General features: G+C 41.6%; 20 protein-coding genes. 7 read left to right on the top strand and 13 right to left on the bottom strand.

Going from position 1 to position 20,340, the window contains the following annotated elements; translation table 11 throughout:
- The first annotated feature begins 85 nt into the window (after positions 1 to 85).
- Positions 86 to 871, top strand: a complete 786-nt coding sequence (locus EGN73_RS07650) for a type III pantothenate kinase (RefSeq protein ID WP_219287986.1) — start codon at positions 86 to 88, stop codon at positions 869 to 871.
- Here the strand turns inward: EGN73_RS07650 and EGN73_RS07645 are convergent.
- Positions 852 to 1,535 carry a peptidoglycan DD-metalloendopeptidase family protein gene (locus tag EGN73_RS07645; RefSeq protein ID WP_219287984.1) on the bottom strand — a complete coding sequence of 228 codons (684 nt, stop codon included), beginning with the start codon at positions 1,533 to 1,535 and terminating at the stop codon, positions 852 to 854. The two genes, EGN73_RS07650 and EGN73_RS07645, sit on opposite strands and share 20 nt — an antisense overlap.
- 96 nt (positions 1,536 to 1,631) lie before the next feature.
- Here EGN73_RS07645 and EGN73_RS07640 point away from each other — a divergent pair, with 96 nt between their 5' ends.
- Positions 1,632 to 2,582, top strand: coding sequence for a pyridoxal-phosphate dependent enzyme (locus EGN73_RS07640; RefSeq protein ID WP_219287982.1), 951 nt, complete (start codon positions 1,632 to 1,634; stop codon positions 2,580 to 2,582).
- A gap of 197 nt (positions 2,583 to 2,779) precedes the next feature.
- Here EGN73_RS07640 and EGN73_RS07635 read toward each other — a convergent pair whose 3' ends face one another.
- The 8 genes from EGN73_RS07635 to pdhA all read right to left on the bottom strand — a co-directional run bounded on the left by EGN73_RS07635 (position 2,780) and on the right by pdhA (position 11,819).
- Positions 2,780 to 3,556, bottom strand: a complete 777-nt coding sequence (locus EGN73_RS07635) for a DUF3050 domain-containing protein (protein WP_219287980.1) — start codon at positions 3,554 to 3,556, stop codon at positions 2,780 to 2,782.
- A gap of 119 nt (positions 3,557 to 3,675) precedes the next feature.
- Positions 3,676 to 5,466, bottom strand: coding sequence for an ABC transporter ATP-binding protein (locus EGN73_RS07630; RefSeq protein ID WP_219287978.1), 1,791 nt, complete (start codon positions 5,464 to 5,466; stop codon positions 3,676 to 3,678).
- A gap of 108 nt (positions 5,467 to 5,574) precedes the next feature.
- Positions 5,575 to 5,916: a DUF6787 family protein gene (locus tag EGN73_RS07625; protein ID WP_219287976.1), complete on the bottom strand. Its 342-nt coding sequence runs from the start codon at positions 5,914 to 5,916 to the stop codon at positions 5,575 to 5,577.
- A gap of 31 nt (positions 5,917 to 5,947) precedes the next feature.
- Positions 5,948 to 7,684 carry a M14 family metallopeptidase gene (locus EGN73_RS07620; RefSeq protein ID WP_219287974.1) on the bottom strand — a complete coding sequence of 579 codons (1,737 nt, stop codon included), beginning with the start codon at positions 7,682 to 7,684 and terminating at the stop codon, positions 5,948 to 5,950.
- Between the two features lie 318 nt (positions 7,685 to 8,002).
- Positions 8,003 to 9,325, bottom strand: coding sequence for an aspartate kinase (locus tag EGN73_RS07615; protein WP_219287972.1), 1,323 nt, complete (start codon positions 9,323 to 9,325; stop codon positions 8,003 to 8,005).
- An 85-nt stretch (positions 9,326 to 9,410) separates the two neighbouring features.
- Complete coding sequence (gene ribH, locus EGN73_RS07610) at positions 9,411 to 9,887, bottom strand: 6,7-dimethyl-8-ribityllumazine synthase (protein ID WP_219287970.1); 477 nt, start codon at positions 9,885 to 9,887, stop codon at positions 9,411 to 9,413.
- Positions 9,888 to 9,975: 88 nt separating this feature from the next.
- Positions 9,976 to 10,686 carry a tetratricopeptide repeat protein gene (locus EGN73_RS07605; protein ID WP_219287968.1) on the bottom strand — a complete coding sequence of 237 codons (711 nt, stop codon included), beginning with the start codon at positions 10,684 to 10,686 and terminating at the stop codon, positions 9,976 to 9,978.
- A 113-nt stretch (positions 10,687 to 10,799) separates the two neighbouring features.
- Entirely contained in the window at positions 10,800 to 11,819 is a 1,020-nt protein-coding gene (pdhA, locus tag EGN73_RS07600) for a pyruvate dehydrogenase (acetyl-transferring) E1 component subunit alpha (protein ID WP_219287965.1), read from the bottom strand.
- A 104-nt stretch (positions 11,820 to 11,923) separates the two neighbouring features.
- On the opposite strand from pdhA, the gene recF reads away from it, so the two are divergent.
- Positions 11,924 to 13,030, top strand: coding sequence for a DNA replication/repair protein RecF (recF, locus tag EGN73_RS07595; RefSeq protein WP_219287963.1), 1,107 nt, complete (start codon positions 11,924 to 11,926; stop codon positions 13,028 to 13,030).
- Here the strand turns inward: recF and EGN73_RS07590 are convergent.
- Complete coding sequence (locus tag EGN73_RS07590) at positions 13,027 to 13,443, bottom strand: DoxX family protein (RefSeq protein ID WP_219287961.1); 417 nt, start codon at positions 13,441 to 13,443, stop codon at positions 13,027 to 13,029. The two genes, recF and EGN73_RS07590, sit on opposite strands and share 4 nt — an antisense overlap.
- 167 nt (positions 13,444 to 13,610) lie before the next feature.
- Positions 13,611 to 14,516: a nucleotidyltransferase family protein gene (locus EGN73_RS07585; protein WP_219287959.1), complete on the bottom strand. Its 906-nt coding sequence runs from the start codon at positions 14,514 to 14,516 to the stop codon at positions 13,611 to 13,613.
- 303 nt (positions 14,517 to 14,819) lie between these two features.
- Between EGN73_RS07585 and EGN73_RS07580 the strand changes: the two genes are divergently transcribed.
- Both EGN73_RS07580 and EGN73_RS07575 read left to right on the top strand, forming a co-directional pair.
- Entirely contained in the window at positions 14,820 to 15,158 is a 339-nt protein-coding gene (locus EGN73_RS07580) for a P-II family nitrogen regulator (protein ID WP_219287957.1), read from the top strand.
- 81 nt (positions 15,159 to 15,239) lie between these two features.
- Positions 15,240 to 16,472, top strand: coding sequence for an ammonium transporter (locus EGN73_RS07575; RefSeq protein ID WP_219287955.1), 1,233 nt, complete (start codon positions 15,240 to 15,242; stop codon positions 16,470 to 16,472).
- Between the two features lie 68 nt (positions 16,473 to 16,540).
- Here the strand turns inward: EGN73_RS07575 and nadC are convergent, their stop codons facing one another.
- Both nadC and EGN73_RS07565 read right to left on the bottom strand, forming a co-directional pair.
- Positions 16,541 to 17,401: a carboxylating nicotinate-nucleotide diphosphorylase gene (gene nadC, locus EGN73_RS07570; RefSeq protein ID WP_219287953.1), complete on the bottom strand. Its 861-nt coding sequence runs from the start codon at positions 17,399 to 17,401 to the stop codon at positions 16,541 to 16,543.
- Positions 17,402 to 17,443: 42 nt separating this feature from the next.
- The gene (locus EGN73_RS07565) at positions 17,444 to 17,848 is read right to left on the bottom strand and encodes a DUF4783 domain-containing protein (protein ID WP_219287951.1); all 405 of its coding nucleotides are present in this window, start codon (positions 17,846 to 17,848) and stop codon (positions 17,444 to 17,446) included.
- A 200-nt stretch (positions 17,849 to 18,048) separates the two neighbouring features.
- Here EGN73_RS07565 and gpmI point away from each other — a divergent pair, with 200 nt between their 5' ends.
- A complete protein-coding gene (gene gpmI, locus EGN73_RS07560) occupies positions 18,049 to 19,572 on the top strand; it encodes a 2,3-bisphosphoglycerate-independent phosphoglycerate mutase (protein WP_219287949.1) in 1,524 nt (507 codons plus the stop codon).
- Positions 19,573 to 19,696: 124 nt separating this feature from the next.
- Entirely contained in the window at positions 19,697 to 20,257 is a 561-nt protein-coding gene (locus EGN73_RS07555) for a hypothetical protein (RefSeq protein WP_219287947.1), read from the top strand.
- The last annotated feature ends 83 nt before the right edge of the window (positions 20,258 to 20,340 follow it).

Genomic DNA, 20,340 nt, shown 5'->3' with positions numbered 1-20,340 from the left:
AGCCCTAAGAAGCGTTAAACAAAATCAATTTCTATATTTGGGTAATGGTGAAAACTACAAACCGCTTCCACTCAAATCCTACTTTATGTTTTTAGCCATAGATGCAGGCAATTCCAATATAGTTTTTGGCTTTTATGATGAAAGTGCTCATTCATGGATCCATGAATTCAGGATAGAGACCAGCAAAGACTTCTCCTTGCTCAAACTTGAAAAAGAAATCAGGCTCTTTTTTCTCGAAAACAATATTAAAATCGATGAAATCGAGCATATAGGAATCTCTTCAGTAGTTCCAGAGATCAACAACACACTACAGAAATTTTGCAGGGAATACTTAGAAAAAGAAGGTTTTCTAATTTCGGGGTCCAGTTACAATAAGCTAAAAGTGAGTACAGCCCGACCAAATGAAATAGGAACCGACCTTATGTGCAATGTCACGGCTGCATTCGAACGCTTTTCGGACACCTGTATCATTGTTGATTTTGGTACTGCCCTCACTTTTACCGCTGTGGATAAAAAGGGAAAAATCATGGGAGTAAACATTGTTCCTGGATTAAAAACAGCCATCAAGGCGCTGTTTTCGAACACTTCCAAACTGCCGGAAGTAGAGCTCAAGCTGCCGGAATCCGCCTTGGGAAGAAATACCATTCATTCCATACAGGCAGGCATCCTTTATGGCTACACAGGCCTGGTAAAAGGAATGCTCGAGACCATGCAAAAGGAAATCGGAACTCCCTGCCGTATCATCGCCACAGGTGGGCTTTCCACTATCCTCACATCTTTGGAAGGAACTTTTGAAATAGTAGACCGAAATCTGACTATGGAAGGAATCCGACTGATCACCTTGGCCAACCTTACCTCAAAAAAGGTATAAGAAGATTAGGGTCAGGACAGATTTTGCGGAATTTTTCCACTTCTCTATGGGAACAAACACCGGGAAAATCCCCAAACATCCCCATCATGTCCCACATCAATTGGAAATGAAGGTGTGGTGGCCAATCTCCATTCTCTGGAAATGGCCCCAAATGACAAAACCTTTGTCCTTTGCTGATGCTTTGGCCGACTTGCAAATCCTTTAGGTCTTCCAGGGCCAAATGCCCGTATAGACTAAAAAGCTTTTGACCATCAAGTTCATGTTCCAAGATAATGGTAGGGCCGTAATTACCGAAGCCTGCATTGTCCTGAAAGGAGTGTACAATCCCATCTAATGGAGCAAAAACAGGTGTCCATGCTTGTCCCCAAATGTCCACTCCCATGTGAATATCCCGGAAGTCTGCTAAATCAGTAGCAAAAACCGAACTCCTGCTATAAATAGCCCTGTGTTCGAAATAACCTCCAATTCCGTATTTCTTTTTCGCTTTTGAGATCAGGTCAAAAACATAATCATCAAATTTTTTGGTGTCTGATAGGTCCAGCTTTTCCAAATCAGGATTAGCGGGAGATAAATCCAACACCAATGTATTGTATTCTTCCAAAATCTCTCCCATCACTGGGAAAGTATCCACATTTTCCAATAGCTTACTAAGAGAATTTTGCATGGTGCGCAAGATAAGTAAAGAAGCTGAACCGGAAAACCATTTGATGTCCTCAACATCTCCTGATTTTCCTATCTTAGTGCTGCTAAACCTTATCCAATGACTAATTATCCAAGCCTTATAGAAATAAAGCAGGCTCACATCCGCATTCAGCCATTTATTCACCGCACCCCACTACTTACCTCTCAAGCAATCAATGAAATCGCAGATGCAGAACTGTATTTTAAGTGTGAAAACTTCCAGAAAGTAGGGGCCTTTAAAGCCCGAGGGGCTGCCAATGCAGTAAGCAAATTGGGAGAGGAGGCAAAGAAAAACGGTGTAGCTACCCATTCCAGTGGCAACCATGCCGCGGCACTGGCCAGAGCGGCATCAGTTGCCGGAATACCAGCCTATATCGTGATGCCTTCCAATGCCCCTGAAATCAAGAAAAAAGCTGTAAAAGGATACGGGGGAAAAATCATAGAATGTGAACCTACCCTTCAGGCAAGGGAAACTACCCTGGATGAAGTAGTAAAGGAAACCGGAGCCACTTTTATACATCCTTATGACAATTATGATGTGATAGAGGGGCAAGCTACCTGTGCTTTGGAAATGTGGGAAGAGGGTATCGCATTTGATGCCCTGATGGCTCCTGTAGGTGGTGGGGGATTGCTGGGAGGAACAGCGCTTACTTCCCATTACCTTTCGCCGGATACTAAAATCATAGCTGGTGAACCAGAAGGTGCAGATGATGCATTCAGGTCATTTCAGGCCAAGAAGCTTATTCCTATGCAAGGCCCAAAAACCATCGCGGATGGCTTATTGACTTCTTTAGGGAAGCTGAATTTTGAAATTATCCTGAAGCATGTAGACGATATCGTTACCGTATCAGATGAAGAAATCATCTCTGCCATGCGTCTGATTTATGAAAGGATGAAGATCGTCATTGAACCCAGCTGTGCTGTGCCTTTAGCAGCTTTGTTGAAAAACAAAAAGCATTTCGAAGACCAAAAGGTGGGTATCATTCTATCAGGCGGAAACGTAGATCTGGCAAAACTACCCTTTAAATAGAAAAGGAGGCTGTATCATAAATTGATCTTCCGATTTATAAACCAAACAAAATTCTGTTTAAGAGTCAATTCCTTTGTGACTTATTGGCTTTGTGGCTAAAAATGCCACTAAGGCTCTAAGACACAAAGTTTCACTGATTACAAATAAAATTTTGGTGGTTTTTTAAAGCATTGTCTTATGAGACAGCCTCTTTTTGTTCAAGATACTTCAACCAGTATTTCTTTATGAATCCCATCCCAAAGCTGCTTTCTTGCTTCCAAAGCTTCAATCGCAGCTGCTTGTGTCTCTTCCCATTTCTGCAGATCTTCACCACAGAGGTATTCCAACATACGCATGGCCAAAGGGCCATGATGGTCTTCATCCAAATGAATGTGTCTTTCAAAGTAGTATTCAAGGGTCTTCAACTCTTCAGGCTGCGAAGCAATGAGGTCATTGACCAGTTTTCTGAAAAGATCAGGAATCAGGTCTTCCCTTCCCAGGGTAAAGGAAGCAGCGATCTGGTGAGGTTTTCCATTTTCAATTAATGAGAAATTTACTTTCAGAAAAGCTTTAGTAGCGGCAGGCATATTGACTTTGTCCATCGCTTCTTCAAGACTCAAATCTTGGGACAAAAGCTCCAATATTGTATCAATTCCATAAGTGCTTGCACCTGCCTCTTTCATCGCCCTAAGGTAAAGCTCAAAGTGCGAGCAATATCCCCCTTTCCCATCTTCATCACTTTCCTCGGCCAGTACGATATCATTGATAAGTCTGGCTACATTCGGATCTCCGGCAGGCCGCCAAGGCATGGACATACCTGTCAATTTCAGCTGCAGGGCTTTAAGCAAACTCATGAAATCCCAGACGGCATAGACGTGCTGCTCCATAAAAACCTGAAAATCCTCCAGCGAAGTCATGTCTTTGTAAATCGGGTGATCCAACAGCTGCTCCCTGTAAGGCCTTATGGCCTCCATAAGGTGTTTTATTCTATTCATTGTATTACTTGTGGGTGAATTAATTCTATAAACAAGATCTACGCAAATTTGATTTACTTCCGATCAACATGATAGATAAGATGAGTAATTAAGACGATGAACAGGCTAAATCCCGACATTTACTCCGCAAACTGTAATTTGACCAAGTTCGCGTAAAACCCATCTTCCTGAATGGCCAGATCTTCGTGTCTTCCCTGCTCCACTATCTCTCCATTGCTTAGGACATAAATCCTGTCCACTTTTCTGATGGTGGCCAATCTGTGCGCTATGATGATGGTAGTTCTATTTTTCATAAGCTCATCCAGCGCTTCCTGAACCAAAGCCTCTGACTCAGCATCCAGTGAAGAGGTGGCCTCATCCAAAATCAAAATGGCAGGATCCTTCAAAATGGCTCTAGCAATGGCCACACGCTGACGCTGACCGCCGGAAAGCTTGATTCCTCTTTCCCCTACTTTGGTATCTAAACCTTCAGGAAACTGACTGATAAACTGCCAGGCATTGGCTTTTTTGGCAGCTTCAATTATCTCTTCTTCTGTAGCATCGGGTTTTGCATAGGCAATGTTTTCGCGGATGCTTCCTCCAAAAAGGAGGACTTCCTGTGGAACTATTCCAATATTGGACCTCAGTTGTTTTAAATTCCAATCATTTACAGGTTTGCCGTCTACTTTCACTTCCCCTTTCAATACAGGATAGAACTTCAGTAAAAGTTGGACGATAGTAGACTTTCCTGCTCCACTATGCCCGGCCAAAGCCACCTTTTCACCGGCCTTGATCTTCAGCTGGATCGACTTCAATACTTCCACTTCAGGACGGGTGGGGTAGGAAAAGGCTACATTATTGAACTCAATATCCCCTGCAACCGGTATTTGCTGAAAGTCAGCTGTAGAAACCTCAGGCGCCTCATCCAAGATCTCGAGTAATCTTTCTGAGGAACCAATTGCTTTTTGTATCTGCCCATAAATATCTCCCAAGCCTGCAATCGACCCTCCAATGAAAGTGGTGTATAGCACGAAAGACACCAAGTCTCCAACACTCATCTCACCCGAAGCCACAAGAGAGGCTCCGTACCACATCACTGCCACGATACCTCCAAAAAGCGCAAAAATAATAAATGATATAAACGCTCCCCTGAAACCAGCAGCCTTGAGGGCCACTTTGACCACCCTGTTGAGACCAGTACTGTACCTGTTGGATTCATAATCTTCACCAGCAAATGACTTTACAGTCATAATGGACTGTAAGGTTTCCTCTACGATTACATTGGCAGCTGCAAGCTCATCCTGGGTTTCTTTAGAGAGCTTCCTGATAAACTTCCCGAAAACCATCGCAATGACGACCAAAACAGGAAAAGTAGCCAACATAAACAAAGTCAACTTGGGAGTGGTAAACATCAAGAAAACAACTCCTGCCAGCAGTGTTATGATCTGTCTGAAAAGCTCTGCCAAAGTAGTGGAAAAAGTATCCTGAAGCATACTTACGTCAGCGGTAATCCTGCTGATGAGCTCTCCTGTTCGCCTTTTGTCAAAGAAAGTCATCGGCAGCTGGACCAGCTGTCTGTACAGGGCAATACGGATATCGCGCATGCTCCTTTCGGAAACCTTAGCGAACAACCAGACCCTAAAAAAAGAGAAAATGGACTGAACCAAAAGAATTCCCAGTAGGATAAAGGCTATGTTGTTGATCCCCGTGACAAGCCATTCTTCACCTGAAGCCGCATCGATCAATTTACCTGCTACAAAAGGGAAGGTGAGTAAAGTAAGGCTGGAAAATGCAAGAAAAAGCATCCCCAGAAAAAAATTGAATTTATATGGAAGCACAAACCTGAAAATACCTCCCAATTTGCTCAGATTCTGTTTGTTGAGCTTTCTTTTCTCATGCTCCTCCAAGGCTGTCCCTCTCTTTTTTGCCATTATTAAATCTTATTCACTGCTGTACAATCCGCAAATTTAATCAATCCGCCTCCTTGGGGCTTATTTTATTCAGGAATTTTGGATAAAATTCACACCTGAAACTAAAAACTACTGATACTTCCCCTTCTTTTTACTGCTTTTACCTGAAATCCTCCTGAAAAACTGTTTTTCTTTTTCCCAGAAAAAATCAAACTGCCCAAATACAAACCCCCACATCAATAAGATTATCTGATATAGTGGCAAAACGAGAAGCAAATACAATACTGTCTTCCAAAATCCCCCACGCTCCATACTTATTCCCAAAAAATCGAAAATAGGTTTTTTGATAAAAAGAATGGTAAAACCAGTACAGGCAAAGACCACTAAAACCAGTATTACCTGGCGGAGACTTTTCAAGTTCCACTTACGTTGTAGTCTTTCCAGAAAGTTTGCTTTGTTTTCCTGTTCCATTTTAGCTTAACAAATTCCGTTGAAAATAGTGTCACCTTTTTTCCAACCTGAAAATAGGATATCGATTATGTTCCTTTTCTTTCCAAGGTGAACGTTCGTAGACCCATCTCAACTGGGCCGCTGCACTATTTGCCAATGACTCATCTTTTGCTTTTTCTTCCTCCAACACCTGCCTCATCCTGGGATGCTCTTCCAAAAATTCATTGGCAAGGTCTTCGAAAACATACGCAGAGTAACCTTCTTTGGACTGTAGGATAGTATCAAAAAAATTCCAGTTGAAAAAGCTGTCCTCTGACTGAGGCTCCAGGACTTCTACGATGTACCGGTTGGCAGGCTGATCCATCACAACCATATAGTCCCCTTTTCTAAACCGTATCCTATCCTCCAACTTTTCCACTTGGGTGTTGGAGTGCAAGTAATGCCCTTCAAATGGCCTGGAGGCGGTTTGAAAATCCTTGATCTCATAAATGCTCACCCGAATGGTAGTGTCATTTTCCAGCTGTTGAAGCTGCACACCGTTTCTCTGAAGGTTTTCTATGACAGTGTACCAACCTTGAGGAATGATATAAGCTTCTGGTTTGGTGAGCTCAAGTCCTGCTTCATACTTATCAAAAAACTTTACCTCTTTGGTAAAAGGCTGCTCCCTGTCATAATAAAGCCTGGGAAGCCCGGAAATATCGGAGGGTTTTTCACCTGACTCATAGCCTAGAAAGGTGATCAAGCTATGCTCTTCCTTATTGAGAACGTGGTTCAGTTCAAAAACCTCTCTGTCTTTTTGACTTTCCCTATTTGCCAAAACTTTTTCGACTACCACATCCCCCTCTTCGTTGAGAATCTCTGCAAAAGCCTCAAAAATACTGTAAGTAGATGCTACTCTTTCCTTATATGCTTTAAGCATGTGGGTCTCCGGCATAAAGCTCAAAGTACTGAACAAGGCTGCATAGCCGCTACTGTACCTTCCCAAATCTTTAAATTGGGACCAGCCGTTTTCAGGCTTTCCACCCCATGCATTTACATAAGGGATCATGGGAAAACCCTTGGATTCCATTTTGGAATAAAGCAGTGGATTCAGACTGTTGAAAAGATACTCCCCGGCCTTACCTCCAAGTCTATTGTGCTGGGTAGAAATCAAAGTCATCACATGTTGGTAATCCGCGCCATTGCTGACATGGGTGTCCACAAAAATATGGGGCAGAAGCCAATTGAAAATCAACTGAAAAGACCTGGCATTTTTTGTGTCCGCTTTTATAAAATCCCTGTTCAGGTCAAAATTTCTTGCATTTCCCCTAAAGCCATATTCTTCAGGGCCATTTTGATTAACCCTGCTGTGTGAGCCCCTATTGAGATGTCCTCCGATATTGTACACCGGTATAATGGCCAATGCCACCTCATCGGCCAAATCTTGCTCCCCCTGTAAGAGGTCTCTCAGGAACATCATTGAGGCATCTATCCCATCAGGTTCGCCCGGATGAATCCCATTATTGATCAACCAAACAGGACGCTTGGCCTCATGCCATTTTGCAGGATCAAAAACCTGTTCCCTGTCATACAATACTATATGCAGCGGAAAACCCGCGTCTGTCATACCCATTTCCACCATTTTGACTTCATCAAAATCTCTGGCCAATGACTGAAAGTAAGCAATCACTTGCTTATACTCAGGAGTCTTTGTGCCGTCACTTTCTTCGAAAAGGGTCACATACTGCTGCTGTGCCAATGCAGTCAGACTGAATATCAACAATACCTTGAGGCTAATTATATATTTCATGCCCAAATTTGGGTAAAATGCTGAAACTTACCCAAAGCAATTACATTATTGGAGCAAATGATTTTGAAATCAAAAAAGTATAAATAAATCTCGAATAGTTCGTAATGAAATCTTCGTAAAAAAAGCCCTACAAGCAGGAAGTTTGCCAAAAAACATCAGCTCGGGGCTATTAGCACAGTAAGCTCTGCTTTAAAGGCACTGGAAAAACAGGAAATGGTCATCTACGATCAAGATTCCTATCTGGTACATGACGTGATCTTGGCAAGATGGCTGGCGAGGTTATAAAAAAACTCCGGTTAGAAAGCCGGAGTTTTTTTATCAATTCCAATCAAAAAGCCCATCATTGAGGCTTTTGAGGGCATCATTCTTATACTTGGCATCTACCAATATGGATACATTGTGCCTGCTGCCTCCATAAGAAACCATTCTAAGAGGATAATCTTCAAGGCAGTTCATAATATTGGCAATGGTTCCTTTGGACTCGGCGATCATGTTTCCCACTATGGAAATAATGGTCTGATTTTTATCTACTTCAACGGTACCGTACTTTTCCAGCTCTTTTGTGATTTCCTTCAGATGTGACAAGTCATCGATAGTAAGAGACACCGCAACTTCCGAAGTGGTAATCATGTCTATGGACGTTCTGTTTTTTTCAAAAACTTCAAAAACTTTCCTCAGAAAACCATAAGCCAAAAGCATTCGGCTTGATTTTATTTTAATGGCAGTAATGCCATCTTTAGCAGCCAGTGCCTTTACCCCTGTCCCCATTTCCTTTGCTGTGATGGTAGTACCCACAGCATCAGGTTCCATGGTATTGAGCAATTTGACCGGAATGTTGTATTGCTGAGCCGGCCAGATAGAAGCCGGATGGAGAATCTTAGCGCCAAAATAGGCCAATTCAGCAGCTTCATCAAAAGAAAGCTGGGCAATAGGCCTTGTTTTATCCACTACCCTTGGGTCATTGTTGTGCATTCCGTCTATATCAGTCCAGATTTCGACTACTTCAGCACTTACGGCAGCACCAATAAGAGAAGCCGAATAGTCTGACCCACCTCTCTTGAGGTTATCTACCTCGTTTCGATGGTTTTTACAGATGTATCCTTGTGTGATGAAAATCCTGTCCTGAGGATAATTGGCAAGTATGACCTTTACCTTATCAGAAATCTTTTTAAGTTCAGGCTCATTGTTTTCATCAATACTCATAAAATCCAGTGCCGGCAAAAATACCGCAGGTACATCCATTTCCTGCAAAAGGGTATAAAAAAGCTTCGTAGACAAAAGCTCCCCTTGAGCCAAAATATCCCTATTGATGGCCTCATTAAAGGATATTTTCAGTATGATGTTCAAAAACTCAAAATGTTCCTTAATGATTTTTTCAGCTTTTGCTCTTGCCGCATCGGTTTTGAGAAGATCTTTATAAAAAGCCAGATAGTGTTTGTGCAGGTCATCAATTCTCTTTTTGGCAAGGTCCTTATTGGCTTCGGCCAAAGCATCACCTATACCGACAAGGGCATTGGTGGTACCCGAAAGAGCAGACAAAACCACTATTTTCTTCTGGTTGTCACGGGTAATCAGGTCCTTTACCTGATGCATTCTTTCAGGCTTTCCTACGGAGGTCCCTCCGAATTTCATGATTTTCATAGGGTATTAAAATAGGTAAGGTTATTAATAGATCAGAGTATTTAGACGTAAGGTCTGAGAAGCAGTTCCTTTAAAAGCATAAAACTTAAAATCCCAACATTTTGATGGCTGTAATGGCAGCTTCGTCTCCTTTGTTGCCATGCTTGCCCCCAGACCGATCCAGCGCCTGTTGTAAAGTGTCGGGAGTAAGAACTCCGAAAATCACCGGTTTGTTGAATTTCAATCCAACATTGGTGATCCCGTGCGCTACTGCATCACAAATAAAGTCAAAATGCCTTGTTTCTCCCTGAATCACACAGCCCAGACAAATCACCGCATCAATTTCATCCAATTCGGCCAGCCATTGGGCGCCTAAAGTAAGCTCAAATGAACCTGGAACATTTTTCCTGAAAATGTTATCCTTTTTGGCTCCATGCTTTAGCAATGTTTCTACTGCTCCGGAAAACAAAGATTCGGTGACCTGATCGTTCCACTCTGAAACGACAATCCCGAATTTCTTGTCAGATACATCCAGGATGTTTTTGTCAGAATACTGACTCAGGCTTTTTAAAGAAGTGGCCATATCATGTTTGTTTTTAGATGGTACATTATAAAAAAAGAGTAAGACCGGAAGGCCTTACTCTTTGTAAAATGCTATATATGACAAAGCATTACTTAGAGGCAAGGCCTTCCAAGCGGGCTTTATGCTTTCGTGCATTGGTAAATTCGAAAGATTCGAAATACTTGTCTTCAATTGTTCCCCAAGTTTTGATCGCATTATCTATATCTCCTGCCTCTTCATATGCGATGGCAAGTTTGCTTAGGTATCTTGGTGCAAAGTGTTTGTTTTCCTTGTGATCTACTGCCTTTTTGTAACTGGAAATGGCGTCTTTGGTATTGCCCAACTCAAGGTAAGCATCACCGATCAGGGAATATGCTCTTGCCTGAACGAAATAATCATTGGAAGAAAATTTCTTAAGGTGATCCACAGCTTTTTGGAAATCTCCTTCAGAAAGGTAAATAGATCCTATATAAAAATGGGCAAGATTGGCAGAGTTGGTACCACTGTATTGATCTACAATTTTAAGAAAACCAGGATTGGAACCGTCTCCATTAAGTGCATAGTCAGTGCTGTCCTGCTCAAAATAATACACGGCCTGAAACATTTCTGCCTGGGCTTTTTTGTCTTTGTTTTGTCTATCAATCTGGAAGTATAAAATTCCAGCAATTATAAGGATGGCACCAATGAGGATTCCGCCAAAGATTTTTGAATTTTTCTTAACAAAGGCTTCACCTCTTTCCAGTCTGCTCGCAATAACCTCCGGTTTTTCCAGAAGTTCATATTCTGCTTCAGGTGCCTTTTTTTGATCTTTCTTCGCCATTTTAATATTTTTTGCAGCCGCAAATATAAAGCTTTTACTTAATTCACAAACATCTAAAAAAAATCAACCATGAAGATCTGGCAGACCTCCATGGTTGATTCTTTTGATTTATATTATTCCATCACAAAAGGATAATCCTCCTGCATATATACATCATTGAATGCATCTTCTCCTTCAGGCCATGGGGATTCTTCAGCAAATTTCACTGAATCAGCCACTTGTTTTTTGACCTTTTCATCAATTTTGGCGATTTCTTCCTCAGTAAGGATTTTGTTGTCCAAAATGGTTTTCTTCACTTGCTCGATGGGATCTTTCTGCTTGTACTCCTCTACTTCTTCCCGAGTCCTGTATTTCTGAGGATCTGACATAGAGTGACCTTTGTACCTGTAAGTTCTAAATTCAAGAAGTGTAGGCCCATCTCCTTTTCTTGCTCTTTCAGCTGCTTCGGCCACAGCCTCATGCACAGCTTCCACATTCATTCCATCTACAGGGAAAGAAGGCATGTCATAAGATTCACCAATAGTGTATAGCTCAGTAACATTGGAAGTTCTGGCCACAGATGTACCCATTGCATAGCCATTGTTTTCGATCACGAAGATCACAGGAGTCTTGTACAACATGGCGAGATTGAATGCCTCATGGACTGCACCTTGTCTCACAGCACCATCTCCCATATAGCAGATACACAGGTTTTTGGTTCCCTTATATTTTTCAGCAAATCCGATTCCAAGCCCCATAGGTACTTGGGCGCCTACAATACCGTGCCCACCCATGAAATTTCTTTCTTTATCGAATATGTGCATGGATCCACCTTTTCCTTTGGTGGTACCTGTAGCTTTTCCGTACAATTCTGCCATCACAGCACCTGGATCTGTACCCAAGCCAAGCGGGTGGGCATGATCTCTGTAAGCAGTGATCCATTTATCGTCTTTCTCCAAGGCAGTAATTGCGCCTGAAGCACAGGCTTCCTGACCAATATATAAGTGACAAAAACCTCTGATTTTTTGTTGTCCATACAATTGACCGGCTTTTTCTTCAAAACGCCTCATCAACAGCATGCTTTCATACCAATATGCGTATGTATCTTTGGAATATTTCGCTTTTGCCTTGCTGGCAGTACTCTTTTTTGCCATATCGATTATAGTAAAATATGCTAAATTAGGCCCAAATATAAGCAAATGGGTCGAAAATTCAGGCCAAACGCGAAAATAGTCAAAAACCCTTCAGAATACCCAAGATGCATCTTAAAAAAATCCGCCTTCAGCAATTTAAAAATTACCCAAAAGCAGAGGTGAATTTTTCAGATGAAATCAACTGTTTGGTCGGGATCAATGGAAGCGGTAAGACCAACCTTCTGGATGCCATACATTATCTCTGCCTTACCAAAAGTGCCCTCAATGGAGTGGACAATTTAAATATACTCCATGACAAAGAGTTTTTTACTGTTTTTGGAGACTTCGACCTGGAAGGCAAAGAAATAGAAATCAGGTGCATTTTTGAATCGGGCAAAAAAAAGCAGCTACTAAAAAATGGGAAAGCTGTAGACAAAATGAGCGATCATGTTGGGCTTTTGCCAGTGGTCATGATAGCTCCCGACGATACAGATCTGATCAAAAACGGCAGTGAAGAAAGACGCAGGTTTTTTGACAACATGCTTTGTCAGATGAATAAAGGCTATCTTGAAAATCTGGTCAGGTACCAACATTTCCTTAAGCAGAGAAATGCGCTTGTAAAACAGTTTGCGGAGAAAGGTCGGTGGGAAAAAACATTCATTGAGCCGTATGATAGGGAAATCATTCAGCTTTCTAAACATATTTCTTCAGCACGGCTTGGGTTCCTAAAGGAATACGAACCGCTATTGAAAAAAAATTATGGCATCATATCAGGTGAGCAGGAAGGCATAAGCATTGCCTACGAGACCCAATGCCTATCTGAATCTTTTGAAGTAGATTTCGGGGCATCTGCCAAAAAGGACTTTATCCTCAAAAGAACCAACATGGGGATACATAAGGATGATTTTGTATTTGAAATCAATGGTTATCCCATCAAAAAATTTGGATCTCAGGGACAGCAAAAATCATTTGTGATTGCCCTCAAACTTGCACAGTTTCAGATTTTCTTCAGCCACAAAAAAACCAAACCTATCCTCTTGTTGGATGACATTTTTGACAAACTTGATGATGGTAGAATAGAAAAACTCATGAACCTTGTAGCTGCCCATGAGTTTGGGCAGCTGTTTATCACTGATGCAAGGCCAGAAAGATCCAAAAGCATCTTGCAGCAAATGGATGCGAAGAGCCGCTTTTTCTGGATTGAGAAAGGACAGGTTTCAGACTGGAGTTAATATTTTCTGCTTTTTTTGATCTGGGCATCCACAGAATACTTTCCCGGACCCAAAAACATCAACACCACAAATATCAATAAGAAAAGTAGACTTTTCTCTTGCGTAGAAAATGGGTCATCTGCATGCACTATAAATGCTGCCACACCCATGGTGAAAATTAGCGGAATTAGAGAAAGTCTTGTCAAAAAACCTATTGCCAACAGGATTGCACAAAAGAATTCAGCAAAAATAGCCAACTGCAATGAAACAGCTGGGCCCAGCCCTATAGGATCTCTGAATGTTGTCAGGTTATTGCTGAAATTGGAGATTTTGGACCACCCGTGGGTGATCATCATAAGTGCAGAACCTATCCTGAGAAGTGCCAGGCCTACGGCCGGCATAAACTGGGAAGTGGAAAAGAATATTTTTTTCATAAAGGGGTGAGAGATAAAATTGGAGATAAATAAATCAAATTATCCCATGAAATTAATTAATCAGGGCTTAGATTAAAAATCAACTGCTAAAGAATCTTGAATTCCACTCAAATCAATAAACCCTACAAGCAAAAGAAACTGCTCTAGTGAACAGCTTCTTTTGAGCATTATCCCCACAATTGATCGGGATATTCACCTTTTTGATGCATTTCTTTAAGTGCATTGATGACCACAGGCCTGTCCTCGGTATACGTTACCCCAAACCATGTTTTTCCTCCTTCCAGGATTTCAAAAGCAGCCTTTCCTTCTTTGATCAGATTATTGGCCACTGTAGGAATGAAGAATTCAGACTTGAGATTTTCCTGATTGGCAGGTAAAAACTCCTCCCACATTCTTTGAATGTCTTCAAAAACCGCTTGATGAAAACCCCAGAAATTCATGGACACAGGAGTACCTTCTTTTATTTCCAACACTTCTCCTTCTCCTTTGGAAATTATTTTTTCATCTTCCCTAGAGATGGAAGTACGTTCTACCATTCCCGTAAGCTGATTGGAATCATTCATATCACATACCCCTCTTGAGACAGTCCCGTTTTCAGATAGCACATTTTCTATTGCATATCCTACCATCGCATGAAGGTTGGGCTGTACACCTTCGCTAAGAAACTTACCCAGCACCTCAAAAGCCTCCTTACCATAGAAATCATCTGCATTGATCACAGCGAAAGGCTCAGCTATGGCATCCTTGGCACACAATACTGCATGTGCTGTACCATAAGGCTTTACTCTATCAGGATTCTGAAATTCCTCCGGTACAAAGCTTTTGATAGATTGAAGTACAAAGTCAATTTCTATTTTACCTTGGATTTTGGGCAACAGAAGATCCTTTGCTGTCTGAAGAATCTCTTCCCGAACGATCAAAACGACTTTTCCAAAGCCTGCTCTGATCGCATCATAAATTGAGTATTCAAGAATTGTCTCACCATTTGGCCCGAAGCCGTCTATTTGCTTGTTTCCTCCATACCTGCTACCCATACCGGCAGCCAAAACTAAAAGTGTTGGTTTATTTTTCATCGCTTAGATTTTTTTTAAAGTCTCAAATTTAGCCCTTTCCATTTTCTTACAAAGGAAGCCCAAGGATTATTTTAAATGAGCATATATTCCACCCTACAACTTCGAAAAGGTTTCATTTTACATCATTTTTGATAATTTTTTTGCTCACCAAACAATTTTAAGGCTCAAAAACACCATGATTAGATCATTTTTACACTTTTTTAATCATTTTGAGTTATTTTTTAAACCATAATTACTTTATTTTCAAATTTTACCTTAGATTAGCACGAAAAACCTATTAAACCATTCGAATTATTGACTAAAATGAAAAAAATCGAAGCAATCATTAGAACATCAAAATTTGAGGAGATCCATGAATGTCTCCTTGGTTTGGGTGTAAAATTCCTCACCACCTATGAGGTGAAAGGAATGGGAATGGAACATCCAAAATCACAGACTTACAGGGGAATAGCCTACGAACCGGCCTATATTCCAAGAACCAAAATTGAGGTGGTAGTTCCGGAAACATTGGTAGAGGGCGTCATCAAGTGCATTTTGGCCAATGGACGAACCGGCAATGTGGGTGACGGTAAAATTTTCATTTACGAAGCCCTAGAAGCCTATAGAATACGGAATAATGATACAGGTGAAGAAGCTTTGTAAAACTTTCTCCTTGGAATCATTCACTCCGCATAAAGACCCAAGTCTAAAATCTCTCATTAGAATCAAAACATTATCAAACCTATGAACCAAGAAATATTTACCATCAACAACCTTTGGGTGCTGGTCGCTACCATCCTGGTGTTTATCATGCACCTGGGATTTGCAGCACTGGAAGCAGGCCTTACGAGGGCAAAAAACACCGTAAACATACTCTTTAAGAACACCATCATCCCTGCCATCGGCATATTGACCTACGCCTTTATCGGGTTTAACCTGATGTACCCCGGCGATCCTTTTGCGGGTGGGTTTTTTGGACTATCCGGCCTTGGGCTGAGTCTACCTGATGGGTGGGACACTGCGGCTTATGATGAAGGATACACCTTTTACACTGATTTTATTTTCCAGGCCATGTTTGCCGCAACTGCCGCTACCATCGTGTCAGGCGCTGTAGCTGAAAGGATCAAACTTGGTCCATTTATCTTCTTTTCTATACTTTATGTAGGCATCTGTTACCCCATAGTAGGTATGTGGAAGTGGGGCGGAGGATTTCTTGACAGCTTGGATACTCCTTTTTATGATTTTGCAGGATCTACCATTGTGCATTCAGTAGGCGGATGGGGAGCACTTGTGGGAGCTTTCCTTTTGGGACCAAGACTGGGAAAATACACCGAAAAAGGTATGAAGCCAATACCTGGACATAGCATACCAATGGCCACAATAGGTGTATTTTTACTATGGTTTGGATGGTTTGGCTTTAACGGCGGATCAGTACTTTCAGCAGATCCAGGTGAAGTCTCCAAAGTATTTGTCACCACTGCTATTGCAGGCGCTGCAGGAGCTTTTGGGGCCTTGTTTGCTTCCTATTGGAAATTTAAAACCTATGACATCACCATGGTCCTCAACGGAATTCTGGCAGGTCTTGTAGGCATCACTGCAGGAGCAGACCTAATGGGTGTAGGTGAAGCAGCTATTATCGGATTTATAGGAGGAATTATCGTCGTATTTGGCGTTGTCTTGTTTGATAAAATCAAAATTGACGACCCTGTGGGTGCCATATCCGTCCATTTACTTGGCGGGATCTGGGGAACCTTGGCAGTAGGTCTTTTTGGAGACCTGGCTGGCATGAGCCAAGTACTTTCCCAACTTCTTGGAATAGCAGTGGTAGGTGCTTTCTGCTTTGCCACCAGCTGGCTTTTGTTCTTCAGTATGAAAAGAAGTATTGGAATCCGGGTGGATGAAAGAGAAGAGCTTGAAGGTCTTGATATCAACGAACATAGCATGCAAGCTTATCCTGATTTCGCCTCCAAAGATTAATTTGAGTAATTTTTTAAGGCCTGGCAGCAATGTCAGGCCATTTTTTTATATCTCAATTAAGACCAGCTTTAAAAAGCCTTAAGGCTTATATCCATACTTTTCACCTGATGGGTAAGGGCGCCGACAGATATAAAGTCAACCCCACATTCTGCCACATCTTTAAGGGTGTCTTCGGTAATTCCTCCTGAGGCTTCGAGTGGATACCTTCCATTTACCATTTTCACAGCTTTTCTCATGGTCTCATAGTCCATATTGTCCAGCATTATAAAGTCAACACCACCTGTATCCAGTACTTGCTGCACTTCATCGAGGCTTCTTGTCTCTACTTCAATTTTGAGATCAAGCTCCTCTTTCTCCAAAAAGCTTCTCGTATTGTTGATGGCTTGCGCAATTCCTCCCGCAAAATCAACATGATTATCTTTGAGCATTACCATATCGTAGAGTGCATACCTGTGATTGAGACCTCCACCAAGGACTACAGCCCATTTTTCCATCATTCGGAAATTCGGAGTAGTCTTTCTCGTATCCATAAGTTTTGCCTTGGTATGAGAAATCAACTTTGAAAGCCGATTGGTTTTGGTAGCGATACCGCTCATTCTTTGCATACAGTTGAGCACTAGTCTTTCAGTACTTAAGATGGAAACGGCATCACCCTCTACGGTGAGTCCAATGTCACCTACTGCCACAGTATCCCCATCTTGCAACAGTACTTCTACCCGAAGATTGGGGTCATAATATTCAAAAATCATTTTGGCCAACTCAAGTCCAGCTACTATACCGGGTTCTTTGATCAAAAGCTTAGCTTGGCCTTTCTGGCCTGAAGGAATGGAGCCTAGACTAGAATAATCTCCTGGGCCTACATCTTCTAAAATGGCCTGTCTTATAAACTCCAGAATGTGTTCTTTGCTGAGGTAGGGTATATTTTTCACCCGACAAAATTAGAAAAATAATCGCAGCTTTGACGGATCAGCTTATACCTTCATGATATCAAGGCCGTAAATTTTGATTCCGGTATCCGCTTTTTTGCCTCGGATAAAAATCCTGAATTCCGAACCGTCTGACTTATAAGAGCCTATATAATTGATCACCTGCTCGGAGCCATTCCCCTTATGTACTATTGAAAAATCAATGGGCGGAAATTTTTTGAAAAAATCCCTCATTACCAATTCTCCTTGACTTTTGGAATAATCTCCTTGGTTTCCTGTGATATTGATATCAATCCCCTGATCAAAAAATCTCGCCAAATCCTTGCTGGACCCATACCTGAAAGTAGATGCAATATCATCAATACTGTCATTGGAACGGTACTCAAGGCCCGCTACCGCAAGGGAGCAGATCAATACAAAAATGACTAATATGGAAACTGTTTTTTTCACGGCTTGCTGAAAAAACAAATATTAAGCCAAAAAACAAGATTCAGTAAAATCTACCCAAAACACATCGAAAACATCATCAAACCTTTTGTAATTTGCATTTTTCAGACAAATTAAAGTCCCTCATGTTTTGGGGGCTTGCCAAAGAATAAGCATTTTTACGGCGGATTAATTTTAACTTTTACCTTTAGCATATTGAAGAGATGGAAAAGAAAGTAATACTGATGATTTTAGATGGTTGGGGCTTGGCGACCAACCCAACAGTTTCAGCCATAGACAAAGCCCAGACTCCCTTTATCGACAGTCTTTACCAAAAATACCCACATGCCAAACTGGATGCCTCAGGCCTGGCAGTAGGACTCCCCGAGGGGCAAATGGGCAATTCTGAAGTAGGACATATGAATATCGGTGCCGGGAGGGTGGTTTATCAGGACCTCGTAAAAATCAACAAAGCAGTTCAGGAAGGTGACCTTAACAAGCATCCGGTTTTGGTGGAAGCATTCGAATACGCCAAAAGCTCCGGGAAGAAAATCCACTTTATTGGCCTCGTTTCAGACGGTGGAGTACATGCGCATATAGCCCACCTCAAAGGCCTTTGTGACGCTGCCAAAGCCAATGGCATAGAAAAAGCATTTATCCATGCATTCACTGATGGAAGAGACACTGATCCTAAAGGCGGTGTACTTTATCTAAAAGATTTAAAAGAACACCTTCAACACTCAGTGGGTGATATCGCCTCAGTGGTAGGAAGGTATTATGCCATGGATAGGGACAAACGCTGGGAAAGAGTCAAACTTGCCTATGACGCATTAGTCAAAGGAGAGGGTGAAAAATCAAAAGATGTACTCGCCTCTATCCAAAAATCATACTCCAATGAAGTTACCGATGAATTTATCCGTCCAATCGTACAAGTTAATGGAGAAAATAAACCAATGGCTTTGATTGAAGAAGGAGATGTAGTGATCAACTTCAATTTCAGAACAGACCGTGGAAGAGAGATCACACAGGTACTTACTCAAACTGATTTTGAGGATTACCATATGAAGAAACTAAACCTGCACTACATAACTTTCACCAACTATGACGACACTTTCAAAGGGGTCAAGGTACTTTTTGAAAAAGACAATCTAAACAATACCATAGGAGAAGTGCTTGAAAAGCACCACAAAAAGCAAATAAGAATTGCAGAAACAGAAAAGTACCCGCACGTAACCTTTTTCTTTTCAGGAGGAAGGGAAACAGAATTTGAAGGAGAAAGCAGAATCCTATGCCCATCCCCAAAAGTCGCAACATATGACCTTAAGCCAGAGATGAGTGCCTTCGAAATCGCTTCCAAAATCACCGTGGAGCTCAAGAAAAAAGAGGTGGACTTTGTCTGTCTCAATTTTGCCAATGCAGACATGGTGGGACATACAGGAGTATTCGATGCTGCCGTCAAAGCCTGTGAGGCAGTGGACAAATGCACCGAACAGGTCATCAACCAAGCCTTGGAAAGCGGATATAGTACCATCGTCATAGCTGACCATGGCAACAGTGACATGATGATCAATGAAGATGGGTCCCCTAACACTGCACATACCACTAACCTAGTACCCATCATTATGGTGGACGGGAAGGATAGACTGGAAGTCAAAGATGGCAAACTTGGAGACCTTGCACCGACCATTCTTACTATGATGGGTGTCGAAATCCCGGAGGAAATGACAGGCGAAATTTTATTGAAGTAAGTAAGGGTTTCAATAAAATTTCGCCTTCTGGAACATACTCGCTTCTCTCTCAATACTAAAGAGAGAAGCGACTGCCTATCAGGGCAAGCAACATTATTGTCAGAATACATTCATTCCAATATTTATGAAATTGAAATACCTAATCAGCAGTTTAACTTTACTGTGGTGGCTTGCAGCCTGTACAGATATTTCAAATGATCGAGACAGCAACGAACCTGCCTATTTCCCGATCAAAGAATTTACAGAAGTAGCAGTGGAAAAAGCGTATGGAAAGAAGCTTGTCAAGGAAGTAAATATCAACGGGCAAAAAGATAGGACTACCACAAGCCCTACTGAAGAAGAATGGTTACAGGAATTGAGCTTCTTCTTAGATGCAGATATCAATAGACCTGCATTGGCACAGTCATATCAAACACAAAGAAGTGAATCTACTCTGGTGCACGAACTTAAAGAAGGGGAAAAAGGAAAAGTCAAAAAAATGACAGTGAAATACCTAGAGGGAAATGTCAAAGAGGTGAGTTTTAGATCAGAGACAAAAAACCCTTTTTACACCTCCCAAACACGAGGAGTGTTGATATTCCATTCAGAATCCGGAAAATTGGATCAGTATTCGGTAGAAAACATTCAGGAAGTGGTATTTTCTAGGCCCAACAAAGTCATCATTTCCGCATCAATAATAGAATAAAAAAACTCAGTTGAGAAACATTAAAAAAGGCTGAAAGCAGGGTACTTTCATCCTTTTTTGTATATAGGGCTTGCTGAAAAAGT

It is taken from the genome of Arthrospiribacter ruber (assembly GCF_019343195.1).
Lineage (GTDB): Bacteria > Bacteroidota > Bacteroidia > Cytophagales > Cyclobacteriaceae > Arthrospiribacter > Arthrospiribacter ruber.
Note: the sequence above shows the minus strand (reverse complement) of the source record. Positions and strands in the feature narration are given on the sequence as shown.

Bases quoted from the DNA above. Each gene is read 5' to 3' on its own strand.
- EGN73_RS07620 (WP_219287974.1), bottom strand. From the start codon at position 7,684: ATGAAATATATAATTAGCCTCAAGGTATTGTTGATATTCAGTCTGACT.
- EGN73_RS07625 (WP_219287976.1), bottom strand. From the start codon at position 5,916: ATGGAACAGGAAAACAAAGCAAACTTTCTGGAAAGACTACAACGTAAG.
- EGN73_RS07580 (WP_219287957.1), top strand. From the start codon at position 14,820: ATGAAAAAAATCGAAGCAATCATTAGAACATCAAAATTTGAGGAGATC.
- ribH (WP_219287970.1), bottom strand. From the start codon at position 9,887: ATGGCCACTTCTTTAAAAAGCCTGAGTCAGTATTCTGACAAAAACATC.
- gpmI (WP_219287949.1), top strand. From the start codon at position 18,049: ATGGAAAAGAAAGTAATACTGATGATTTTAGATGGTTGGGGCTTGGCG.
- EGN73_RS07615 (WP_219287972.1), bottom strand. From the start codon at position 9,325: ATGAAAATCATGAAATTCGGAGGGACCTCCGTAGGAAAGCCTGAAAGA.
- EGN73_RS07605 (WP_219287968.1), bottom strand. From the start codon at position 10,686: ATGGCGAAGAAAGATCAAAAAAAGGCACCTGAAGCAGAATATGAACTT.
- pdhA (WP_219287965.1), bottom strand. From the start codon at position 11,819: ATGGCAAAAAAGAGTACTGCCAGCAAGGCAAAAGCGAAATATTCCAAA.
- EGN73_RS07635 (WP_219287980.1), bottom strand. From the start codon at position 3,556: ATGAATAGAATAAAACACCTTATGGAGGCCATAAGGCCTTACAGGGAG.
- EGN73_RS07590 (WP_219287961.1), bottom strand. From the start codon at position 13,443: ATGAAAAAAATATTCTTTTCCACTTCCCAGTTTATGCCGGCCGTAGGC.
- EGN73_RS07630 (WP_219287978.1), bottom strand. From the start codon at position 5,466: ATGGCAAAAAAGAGAGGGACAGCCTTGGAGGAGCATGAGAAAAGAAAG.
- EGN73_RS07575 (WP_219287955.1), top strand. From the start codon at position 15,240: ATGAACCAAGAAATATTTACCATCAACAACCTTTGGGTGCTGGTCGCT.
- EGN73_RS07650 (WP_219287986.1), top strand. From the start codon at position 86: ATGTTTTTAGCCATAGATGCAGGCAATTCCAATATAGTTTTTGGCTTT.
- EGN73_RS07645 (WP_219287984.1), bottom strand. From the start codon at position 1,535: ATGCAAAATTCTCTTAGTAAGCTATTGGAAAATGTGGATACTTTCCCA.
- EGN73_RS07585 (WP_219287959.1), bottom strand. From the start codon at position 14,516: ATGAAAAATAAACCAACACTTTTAGTTTTGGCTGCCGGTATGGGTAGC.
- EGN73_RS07555 (WP_219287947.1), top strand. From the start codon at position 19,697: ATGAAATTGAAATACCTAATCAGCAGTTTAACTTTACTGTGGTGGCTT.
- recF (WP_219287963.1), top strand. From the start codon at position 11,924: ATGCATCTTAAAAAAATCCGCCTTCAGCAATTTAAAAATTACCCAAAA.
- EGN73_RS07640 (WP_219287982.1), top strand. From the start codon at position 1,632: ATGACTAATTATCCAAGCCTTATAGAAATAAAGCAGGCTCACATCCGC.